The sequence below is a fragment of the Paraburkholderia phymatum genome (assembly GCF_040965635.1).
GTDB lineage: Bacteria > Pseudomonadota > Gammaproteobacteria > Burkholderiales > Burkholderiaceae > Paraburkholderia > Paraburkholderia phymatum_B.
Map to the genome: position 1 here is coordinate 1 of NZ_JBFRCH010000068.1, position 10,592 is coordinate 10,592.

Here is a 10,592-nt window from a genome sequence, read left to right on the forward strand (position 1 = left end):
CTGATATCGGGGAAGAGGCGGGTGAATTCGCGGCTGATGATGGAGTAGCATTCGCATGCGCGGGATTCGAGGCCTTTGCGGTCGAGGATGCGGATGTGCCCGCGGCTGTGATGGATGAGGCCGTCGCTGTGGAGTTTGCCGGCGGCTTCGGTGATGCCTTCGCGGCGCACGCCGAGCATGTCGGCGATGAGTTGCTGGGTGATGTTGAGCTCGGAGGAGGCGCAGCGGTCGGTCTCCAGCAGCAGCCATCGGCAGAGCTGGCGGCTCAGGGAGTGATGGCGGTTGCAGGCGGCCGTCTGGGCGACCTGGGTGAGCAGCGCGTGCATGTAGAGCAGCATGAGGCGGCGCATGAACTCGGAGCGTGCGAAGTGCTGGCGCAGGGCGTGAGCGCTCATGCGGTAGGCGAAGCCGGCGCACTGGACCTGCACGCGGTTGGGCATGGTTTCGCCGCCGGTGAGCACGGGCACGCCGGTCATGCCTTCGCGGCCGACGGAGGCGATCTCGACACAGCCGCCGTCTTCCATGGTGGAGAGCAGGGAGATGATGGCGGTGGTGGGGAAGTAGACGTGATGGATGCGTTGGGCGGTATCGCACAACAGCTGCTCGGTGCGCAGGTGAACGAGTTCGAGATGCGGCGTGAGGGCCTGCCATTCGTGGGCAGGCAGGGCGCCGAGCAGATGGTTGCCGTGCAGGTCGGATTGGAGAGTGAGCATGGTGAGTGCCGCTTGATAAAGCCGTCGTGTGCACGGCTGTGTTGGTCTTTTCCGGCTCCTGCGGGCGACGGCCAGGGCTGCCTTGCTGCAGGCAGGCTGTGTCGGGCAGGGGCTAGCCCCGTATTGCCCCGTAGCCGGTGCGGATTATGGATAGGTTGGTGATGCGCCGGCAGGCGCAGGCAGTTCAGCCAGAAGCATGCCAATGCGAGGCAGGCGAGAACTGGTGCGGGGTGCGGTGGAGGCGGGCGGCATGACAGGCATCGGGAGGGGGATTTTTGTTTCAAAAGTGTACGGCCGCGGGCGCGGGATGCTGCGCCGCGGGGGGAGGGGAAGGCGAGGCCGACGGGTGCCGGAGTGCGGCAAGGACGGGCAGAGGGCGCTGCGCAGCGGGGTGCCGTGGGGCGAGTGGGGCAGGGTGCAAGACGGTAGGAGTGCTGCGCGAGCAGCGGTGAAGGGGACGCCGGGGGCGGGAGGAGCCGGGCGTCGAAACTGTTTCAGAAATGTTGCATGGCCAGTGTGGGCAAGCGCACAGCATGACAGAAATGCAAGGGCGCCCGGAGGCGGGGGCGGGCTGCTGGCAAGAGCGGCAGCGTGAGGGTTGGTGCGGCACCGCACGGTGTGCCTGGGGCGGGCGGGGTTTGAGCGGGGATTTGCGGCGCGGCGCTGCCGTGCGGCGGCGCTGTGCCACAGATTTGTATCCGGACTGAACACACGAAGGGCAAGAGCGGCGAATCGCAGATGAATCGCCGTGACGAGCGTCTGATACGTTCGTCGCCGCATGCAACCCCGATCGTCAATCAGGCGTTGTCTAACGAACCGAAAAAATCCATCCTGGGCGCGATCATCGGCGCTACAGGAACCGGCCATTGCCCCTGCGTCGCCGTCGTCATCACGGGAGTCCTTTGAATGCGTCTCGGGACCATGCAGTCAAATCCTGCCGGCGCACCGCGCCGCGCGAGCGATCGAAACCTCCTGGCCTGCGCCGGACCGGGGAACCTGGTTTCGACGGACATTTTCGACACGATCTTGCTGCGCCGTCCTGTTTCGGAGCGGCGCCGCATGTCCATGATCGCCCGTGTCTTCGTCAGCCGCGTGTCGACAGATATCGATGGCCCGACGGCAGCAATCGTGCGTCGGGCTCGCTGGGAAGCGCAGCACTCCGCGTACAAAGAACTCGACACTTCGGGCCGGCGCGGCGAAGTCCGCATCGAGGACATTCTCGAGCGGCAGGTGATATTGCTCGGTTTGCCGCGAGACCATATTGCGGAGCTCATTCGCGCGGAGTTACTCGTCGAGCAAAAACTTCTTCACCCGAATCGCGCGTTGATCGGCAGGCTCGAGGAACTGCGTGGGCGGGGCGTGCGCGTGATTGGAATAAGCGATACGAGTCTTTCCGCCAGCCATCTCCAATCCCTCATGGAAGCCGTCATCGGTCGCAACGTACTCGACAGGCTATACACGAGTGCAGATCTGCAGCTGACCAAACGAAGCGGCGAGATCTTCACGGCGGTGCTTCGCGAAGAGGCCACGCCGTTCAGCGATCTTATTCATATCGGCGACGACAGGCATGCGGATGTCCGTATGCCGCGAAAGCTTGGAGCGGCTTGCCTGCATCTGCCGCGAAGCTCCCGTCACGTCGCGCTGCGACGTCTCGACGGGACGCTGTTCGAAGCGCTGCGCCGCCGAAGCGAATTTCCGAAAGCCCCAAGGCGCAATGACGGGCGCACGGACTACCTGAGGCGTTTCGGCGAGCGCACCCTGGGTCCGATCGTCGCCGAATTCTGCATGCGACTCTGGCTTTATCTATCGACGGCATCGACAAGCGAGCAAACCACAGTGGCATTCTGCGCACGGGGTGGTCTCAATATGCGCGTCGCCTTTGAGGCGTTCATGCGCAGTACCGGGTTGCCGCTCGACATGCGCCGAAGCGATTTGATGATTTCTCGGGTGGTTGCAGCGAGAGCGGCGATTCTTGCTGAGTCCGCCGCTGCGTCGGATGAACTCGCACGTGAGTTCTCGGGAGCGACCATGGCCGACACCGCACGAGCCGTCGCCGCCATTGACGACATTTTCGGCCCTGAATGGAATACCAGTTTCGAAGCACAGGGATTCTTCAAGCTCTTGAGGGGAACGGCTGCTGGCCGGCGCGTTCGACAGATGCTCGAGGAGCAGGACGAACTGTTCGTCAGCCACCTTCGTCACTGTATCGGGAAGGCGAAACGTATCATTCTGTGTGACACGGGCCTCTATGGAAGTACGCTCCGACTTCTCCAGGCGGGTCATCCGGAGTTCGAATGGGAATGTGTGCTGTTCGCCCGGTGCAATTACAAAGGTTTCGATGCGTCTCACTTCGCCAGAACCGCCGGGCTCTCGGTAGACAAGGACGGATATAACCCATTCGAGCCGCGCACGTCCGTGCTGCGCTACTGGCATCTGATCGAGGCGTTGTTCGAGCCGAGGCTGCCCAGTGTGCGTTTCTTTACCTGGCACGACGGGATCGCGCAGTCGAATCTGGAGCAAGCCGGCTGGCGTGAAATCCTTGAGACTGAGCGCTCCCCCGCGCTTTCCGGTGTCATCGCCTACCTGGACGCGCTTGATTCCAAAGACTGGTTCCGGCGCCTGGCCAGCGACACCGACCTGGCCTGGCCGACGATCCATGCAGCCCTCATCTTTCCCGACGCCATCGGAAGCGCAGCATTACGGGTCGTAGACCGCTCGCGCGACTTTGGTCGAGACGAGGTCGTGCACTCGCCAGATGCCGCCCCGGCAACAAGCCTCGTGAAGCGAATGGGTCAGGCCCGCACAGCCTTGTGGAAGGAAGGTGCCGTTGCCCTGATGTTTCCAGCCTTGCGCTGGCCGCTGCAGCTCGGAATCGAGAGCGCATATTGCGCGAGGAGCGCATGCCGCTTGATGAAACGTTGGATGCGATGGTGACAATGTTTTGCACGCATCTGCCGCTGTGCGGGGGAACGCAATCAGGCTGAGAATCCTGGAAAGATCAGAAACCCATCGATCCAGGCATTACGATCACCTCGATGCACTTCGACAAGATGCCGAACTGTACGGCGGGGCACCTTTTCTACGCCGGAGCACTTCCCTCGAGCATCGCCCCAAAGCCGAGATCGCTGGATGAGCCGCTCGCTCCACCTCCAGTGAGTACGCGATCGAGCAGTGACGCCAGCGGCTCGACGTTACGCCCGAGAATCATATCCACGTGACCGCCTCCCGTCTGCGAGATCTCGAGGCCGCGCCGGGCGACGTGGCGCCACGCCGGCAACGGATCGCACATGTTGGACACTCGCACGGTTGCCCGCACGTAGTGAAGCGGACTTGCCTGATACGCGTCGAGTCGGTAGGTTGCCATGGCGACGCGCATCCCCTCGCGCATCCGCAGTAATGCCGGCGGCATATGGACGATCTCCGGCTCCGGATTGTGCGCCATCTGGCCGCGCTGAAGACGAATCTTGTCGACCATGCCGGCCAGTTTTGCCGACAGGAAACGCCAGCGCTGCGATGGCTGGACTTCGCGCCATTGCTGCCATTGACGCTTCGCATAGCGCGCCTGATAACTGAGCCAGTCCCGCCACGGCAGACAGCCGTCGTTTACGTGTGTATCGAGCAGACACAGCAAGCCAATGCGCTCGCCGCTGCGATGCAGCTGCTGCGCGATCTCAAAGGCAACCAGGCCTCCGAACGAATAGCCGATCAAGGTATACGGTCCATGCGGCTGAACCTTGCGAATTTCGCGGATGTAGCTCGATGCCATTTCGCTCACGTCGCGCAGAGGCTCCTCGTCGCCGTTGACTCCCTTTGCATGCAGCCCATAGAACGGCCGTGGACTCTTCATCGCTCCCACGACGCGCAGGCACTCCATCACTGTGCCCGCGATGCTGTGAATCCAGAACACCGGCATACCGGCACCGTCGCGCATTCGCACGAGCGTCTGCGATACCGTCGAGCGCACTTCGCTGCGGATTTCCGCGGCCAGCGCCGCGATGGTTGGCGCAACCAGCAGCGTCGCAAGCGTCACCTTGCTGCCCGTCGCCTCCTCGACTTCGGACACGAGCGCCGCACCCAGCAGCGAATCTCCGCCAAGATCAAAGAAATTATCGTCTCGGCCGATCGGGTAAAAGCCGAACAGCTTCTCCCACAACGCAATCAGATATCCCTCAAGCTCAGCGGCAGTTTCCCCGACGGGGGGCAATGGCTTGGCCGGCGCGTTCGCTGCTGCCGTCACCAACCCCGGATGCTGCCTGATTGCATCGAGAGAGGCGGGGTTGCGCAATGCCGCCGTGTTCTTCACCGGTAGTCCGTTCACCGCGTTACGCACCGCCGCATCGGACAGTTTGCCGCTATGCGTCACAGGCAATTCGTCGACAGCGAGAATGACGTCCGGCACATGTGCGGGCGACGTTCGACGCGCCAGCTCGCGGCGTATCCGCGAGCTCAGCTCTCCCGTGAGAACCATGCCACGCTCCAGCGCGACGAAAAGCACCACACGCCTTTCATATGCATGGGCGTCGCCGTGCTCACGGATTCGCTGCTCCACCACCATGGACTCGCGAATCTGCGCAAAGTCGCTCAATACACGATAGATCTCGCCCGGCCCGACGTTGATGCCGCGCACGTTGAGCACGCCGTCCGAACGACCATGCAGTCGTGCGCCCCCGCGCGGCACAAACTCAATCTGGTCGCCATGTGTCCAGACGCCGGGATTCTCGCTGAAATATGCCTCATGAAAGCGTGACCCATCGGCGTCGCCATAAAAACCGAGCGGCCGCGACGGAAAGGGATTCGTGCATACCAACTCGCCGACCCCTGGTGCCGGACCTCCCGCCTCCCAAGCCTGCACATCGAGAGCGAGACTGCGGCACTGAGCCTCTCCGAGCCACACAGGAAGATTCGGATTGCCAAGCACAAAGCACCCGAGAATGTCCGTTCCGCCGGAAATCGACTGGACCTGCAGCGGCTTCACGTGCTCCAGTACCCAGCGGAATTGCGCGTCGAACAACACGGCCCCCGTCGACATCATTGCGCGCAGCGCACCAAGATCGAATTGTTGCCCGGGCTCAAGCCCCGCCTCGCTGCACATCCTGAGGTACGCGGGACTGGTGCCGAACACGGTGACGCGCTCGTCGGCCACCAGCTTCCACAACGTATCGACGTTCGCCAGCGGACCATCGTAGGTCACGATCTCGACGCCTGATGCGAGCGCGGAGAGTTGCCAATTCCACATCATCCATGCGCACGACGTATGGAAATAAAGCTTGTCGCCCGGAGCGAGGTCGCTGTGCAGGCGGTGTTCCTTCAGATGTTCGATCAGCGCGCCACCGGCACCGTGGACGATGCATTTCGGTTTGCCCGTCGTGCCCGACGAAAACATGATGAAAAGTGGATGGTTGAACGGGAAGCGCTGCCATACGAAGCTCGCGGCGCACCCGCCCTCGATCAGGCGCTCCAATGGATGAACCGGCGAGGCGCACTGGACCGTCAGCGGCCCCTCGTCGAGAACGACGACATGCTGCACCGACCCGAGCGAAGCGACGAGCTTCGTGACACCGTCCATAGGCACGCTGCCGCCATCCGGCGAAGGCGACAACGTATGGACGAACAGCATCTTCGGCGACAGTTGATCGAAGCGATCGAGCAATGCCTCGCCACCCATCTCGATGGATGCCGTGGATAGCGTTGCGCCGATCGCCGTTACCGCAAGCGCGACAATGATCGCGTGTTCGTCATTGCGCATCGCTGCCGCAACCCGGTCGCCACGCTGCAGGCCGAGTCCCTCCAGCGCTGCCGCCAGACGCGCGACGCGCTCCCGCAACTCGCCGCGCGTGAGGCGTGTCCTGCTGCCGTCGGCATGGCACGCAGTAAGCGCCGGCGCGCTAGCGGGAGCCACCTCGAGACCAAGCAGGTTATCCGCGTAACTTAGCTCCAGGTGAGGAAAGAACTCCGCCTGCTCGCATGCATCGCCAAGGCAAACGGGATCGGGATTTCCGGCATGGTTGAGCCCGGGCACCCAGTCTATGAAAAACCGCCAGAAGGTCTGGTAGTCCCGAACCGAAAAAGCATGCAGCGCAGGGTAGTCCTCCAGCGCCTCGCCCGTATGCAAGCGCAGGGCCGCCGTGAAGGCTGTCAACTGCGATGCAGTGATACGTTCCGCAGGCGGAACATAAACGGGACCCGCGGCGGGCGCGGCGTGATCGGTCAAATCGAGCAGATTGTCCATTTCCGTGGCCCTTTCCGAATAACCCGTGTCTCGCGCTGTGCGCTTGAGCGTCCGCCCACCTCGCGTCTGCGACGCGGCACTCACGCGAGCAGTTCCCCCAGGCCAAACAGGCCCGGCTCGAATTCAAACGTTAAGATCAGCATCGCGCGCAATCTGTTCGCTAGCCAACCGTTTGCGGGGGCCCCGATCAGGCAGTCCGGTCTCCGATGCTAAGGGAAGGCTTGAAAGCTGGGCCGCGATGGCGCAGCTTGCGGCACTCGTAATAGATGAGCCCCGTCACGAACGTTTCGGTCAGGACCACCGAGATGGCCGTTCCGAGCGCCCCGAGCCACATGACCAGTCCTATCGTCTGGATCGCGTGAAATGCCGCACCCATTCCATAGATACGCTTGAGCGAGCGCAGCTGTCCCTGTGCGACCAGCTGCATTTGAAGAAAGATGATTGCGAGCGCAAGGATCAGTGGCAAAAAAATCAGCACTTTCAGCATGGGCAATGCCGACATGAAGCGCATGCCGAAGAACAGCAGAATCAGCCGGTCGCCCACGAGATAGACAGCAAGAATCGCCAGCGAGTTGAACAGCGTGACAATCAGAATCAGCTTCCTGACGATACCTTCCGCGGCAACGGTTTCTCCCTGCGCGTACAACTGGCAGATTCGCGGGAACATGGTCTGGACGAGCGGCCAAAGCAACTGCCGGATCGGACTGACCAGCTTGTCCGCTGTCACGTAGTAGCCCACCTGAACGTTGCCGCAAATGAACCGGAGCACCACGGTATTCGCGTACGTATACAGGAATGTCAGTGCCGATCCGGAAAAAATGTGGAACGCTTCCACCGACTGCTCCCGGATATCGGCCCACCTGACCCGTTGCCAGGAAGCAATCAGGCCCTTCAGATGCGCTGCACCCGTCAGCCAGACGCCGGACAGCAATAACGGAATAAACAGCGTCACGGCGGCGATCAGATAGTCCCTCGGCGATCTGACGAACAGCAAAAAGGGCACAAGGCACACGATCCTCGAGAGCAGGCTGGCCAGCGCCATATAGGGCATTCTTTCGAGGCCCTGATATAGCCATAGCGGGTTGAGCACGGTGCCCACCACTGCGAGAAAACCGATCATGATTACCCATCGATCCGCGTGCAGGCCGGGCACGCATAGCAGCAGCACACCGATGATCAGGATACTCAGGGCAGCCAGCCCGCTTTTCGCTATCGTAATGGTCCAGTAGACACGGGCGAGCTCGACCGGGTTGTCGCGATTGATTGATATCTTTCGCGCGGCGGTCAGGTCGAATCCGAAGTCCGTCAGCATGATGAAGAACTGGATGAACGCCTGCGCGAAACCGATCTGGCCGAACTTCTCCGGTCCGAGCGTGCGTGAAAGCCAAGGAAGCGCCAGCAGGGGCACGAGGAAATTGCAAGCCTGTATCGCGTACAGCGCCATTGCGTTCTTCTTTGCCGACAAAGGGAACCTCGTCGTGAACGATGGGATGTTGGCTGGCTATTCAGCCTCGGCGCGCGCGTCGCTGCAGCCCCGATTGCAAACCGGTACTGCATTGGAGCAGACCTGCTGCGTATGCTCCGTTCGCATGCGCACATTACCTATCTCGCCTGGGCGCACTGAATCGCGCTCCTCATGACGGGAAATCAGCCTGTTGCGTGCGGGTTCTCACCGGCGATGCGAGCTATGCCACATACGGCAGCCAGATCTTCATGATAGAAACAACCGGGCGAGCCTATCCACGCTTTCGCCCGCGAATGGATGTTTGCTTGTCAATCGACGGACCGTAGCCGACGCAACCGCGCGCCGAGCCTACCGCAATGTAGCGCGCCCCGTTGTGTGGTCGTCATCCAGGGTTCCCACCCGACGGGATCTTCATCCTGCTGCAGGAGCTAGAGTCATGAAGTCTGTATCCGTAGCGATGGCTACCTATAACGGTGCCCGATATCTGTCCGCGCAACTCGAGAGCCTGGCGTCGCAACAGTGGCTGCCTGCGGAGTTGATCGTTACGGATGATGGTTCGACGGATGAAACGCTGGCCATCCTCGCCGGGTTCTCCCGCACCGCGCCTTTTCCGGTGTACGTTTATGAAAACGAGCAGCGGCTTGGCTATCGAGCCAATTTCATGCGGGCGGCCACCCTGTGCAGATCGGACGTCATCGCATTCTGTGATCAGGATGACGTATGGTCGCCCGTCAAGCTCCAGTGCTGCATGGAAGCGCTGGAGTCCACCGACGCGCTCATGGTCTGCCACAACGCGGTCGTGACGGACAGTGACCTGAATCCTATCGACACCCTGGCAAGAGACGCGCTCGCCGGGCCGTACAACCCACCGCTCAGCATCGATCCGATGCGGCACGCCCTGGGGTTCACACAGGTTTTCGAGCGGCGGCTCGTACAGTTTTCTGCTCTGTGGGATCGCTCAGTCGACGCCAATGATTTTCACAACCAGGAAGGCCACGACCAGTGGTTTTTCTTTCTCGCCAATGTCTTCGGCGCCGTTGTCTACATCGACTCCACCCTTGCCCGTTACCGCCGACATTCCGCTGCGGCGACATTGACACGTTGGGCCGGTGCGTCTGCGCTATCGCAGGCGGTGCACTTTCTCTTTGAATGTCTGCCTCGCTGGGAGAATCATGCGCTCGCCTTCGAGCGGCGAGCCGCGATTCTCGAGGAAATTGCGAAGTGTCCGGAAAATCCACACGCGGCCGCAGCGCTGGCCGGTGCGGACAAGTATCGTGCGATTGCGCGTCTATATCGTGAGCGCGTCGAGCTGTACAACTGCACCAGGCTCTTTCGCCGGTTCGGGCTATTCGCACGGATTTTCGCCTCGGGGGGCTACCGTAGCGGGGATGTGTGGGCAAAAGGACCAAAGAGTGCACTGAAAGATTTGCTGGCGGGCGTATTTCGCATGAGCCGCCTGATGCCTGTTGCGACGCGAACCAGGCTGCGCGGCTATTGAACAACGCCGCCGTGCGCCACCCGGGCGGAGATGCGGGTCCGTCCCGTGTCGAGTGCGATATGCGGCGTGCTTTTCGCGACACGCGACGCTGGACATCACAGCCCGACTGACAGCGTCGATCTCGCTTTTTGTAAGCGATAGGTTTAGTACCCCGAATGGCGAATGGTTTGCGTCTGACGATCGAGCGTAACAGCATCGCGCCAGCCGGGATGCGGGACAACAGGCCGAAGCAGGCACCCGCTGATGCGTCAATCGCGCGTGATCGGCTTCAGGACCCCAGACGCACTGAAGAGTTCGAGCGCGAGGCGCGACGCGCCCGCTTCGCCAATGCCCTTCAGAGGCGAGCCGGGGCGTCGCTTCGGCGCGGGCACGCTCGGCTGTCGCGTTTCTTCTTCAGCGCGGCCTGTCGCCGCCGCGCCAGCGCGAGGCGTTCGCACTCGCGCCGCGCCCGCTCACGCGGCTCGGGCGGCAGCGGCGGTCCGTCGTGACCGCACCTCGTCGCGGGCGAGCCGGCCGGCGACGGACCTCAGGCCTCGGAATCCGACGTCGCTTCGCACTCCCTGATATCGGGGAAGAGGCGGGTGAATTCGCGGCTGATGATGGAGTAGCATTCGCATGCGCGGGATTCGAGGCCTTTGCGGTCGAGGATGCGGATGTGCCCGCGGCTGTGATGGATGAGGCCGTCGC

At 62.2% G+C, this 10,592-nt stretch carries 7 protein-coding genes and 1 pseudogene; 3 read left to right on the forward strand and 5 right to left on the reverse strand.

Going from position 1 to position 10,592, the window contains the following annotated elements:
* A partial coding sequence (locus AB4Y32_RS39745; protein WP_368726474.1) for a Crp/Fnr family transcriptional regulator occupies positions 1-713 on the reverse strand: 713 nt, incomplete at its 3' end.
* Positions 714-1,451: 738 nt separating this feature from the next.
* Between AB4Y32_RS39745 and AB4Y32_RS39750 the strand changes: the two genes are divergently transcribed.
* Together AB4Y32_RS39750 and AB4Y32_RS39755 are read left to right on the forward strand one after the other, a co-directional pair.
* A complete protein-coding gene (locus tag AB4Y32_RS39750; protein WP_368726475.1) occupies positions 1,452-1,619 on the forward strand; it encodes a hypothetical protein in 168 nt (55 codons plus the stop codon).
* Positions 1,620-3,647 carry a hypothetical protein gene (locus tag AB4Y32_RS39755; protein ID WP_368726476.1) on the forward strand — a complete coding sequence of 676 codons (2,028 nt, stop codon included), beginning with the start codon at positions 1,620-1,622 and terminating at the stop codon, positions 3,645-3,647. It abuts the gene before it with no gap.
* Positions 3,648-3,792: 145 nt separating this feature from the next.
* Here the strand turns inward: AB4Y32_RS39755 and AB4Y32_RS39760 are convergent, their stop codons facing one another.
* Together AB4Y32_RS39760 and AB4Y32_RS39765 are read right to left on the reverse strand one after the other, a co-directional pair.
* Positions 3,793-6,942, reverse strand: coding sequence for an acetoacetate--CoA ligase (locus tag AB4Y32_RS39760; protein WP_368726477.1), 3,150 nt, complete (start codon positions 6,940-6,942; stop codon positions 3,793-3,795).
* A 187-nt stretch (positions 6,943-7,129) separates the two neighbouring features.
* Positions 7,130-8,407: a flippase gene (locus AB4Y32_RS39765; protein ID WP_368726478.1), complete on the reverse strand. Its 1,278-nt coding sequence runs from the start codon at positions 8,405-8,407 to the stop codon at positions 7,130-7,132.
* 436 nt (positions 8,408-8,843) lie between these two features.
* Between AB4Y32_RS39765 and AB4Y32_RS39770 the strand changes: the two genes are divergently transcribed.
* Positions 8,844-9,905, forward strand: a complete 1,062-nt coding sequence (locus AB4Y32_RS39770; protein ID WP_368726479.1) for a glycosyltransferase — start codon at positions 8,844-8,846, stop codon at positions 9,903-9,905.
* Positions 9,906-10,153: 248 nt separating this feature from the next.
* On the opposite strand, the gene AB4Y32_RS39775 is transcribed toward AB4Y32_RS39770, so the two are convergent.
* Together AB4Y32_RS39775 and AB4Y32_RS39780 are read right to left on the reverse strand one after the other, a co-directional pair.
* The gene (locus tag AB4Y32_RS39775) at positions 10,154-10,342 is read right to left on the reverse strand and encodes a hypothetical protein (RefSeq protein ID WP_368726480.1); all 189 of its coding nucleotides are present in this window, start codon (positions 10,340-10,342) and stop codon (positions 10,154-10,156) included.
* Positions 10,343-10,431: 89 nt separating this feature from the next.
* Positions 10,432-10,592, reverse strand: a pseudogene (locus AB4Y32_RS39780) (Crp/Fnr family transcriptional regulator); the annotation flags it as partial.

Excerpts from the sequence above, each read along its gene's own strand:
- AB4Y32_RS39750 (WP_368726475.1), top strand. The coding sequence starts at position 1,452 with ATGAATCGCCGTGACGAGCGTCTGATACGTTCGTCGCCGCATGCAACC.
- AB4Y32_RS39755 (WP_368726476.1), top strand. The coding sequence starts at position 1,620 with ATGCGTCTCGGGACCATGCAGTCAAATCCTGCCGGCGCACCGCGCCGC.
- AB4Y32_RS39760 (WP_368726477.1), bottom strand. The coding sequence starts at position 6,942 with ATGGACAATCTGCTCGATTTGACCGATCACGCCGCGCCCGCCGCGGGT.
- AB4Y32_RS39770 (WP_368726479.1), top strand. The coding sequence starts at position 8,844 with ATGAAGTCTGTATCCGTAGCGATGGCTACCTATAACGGTGCCCGATAT.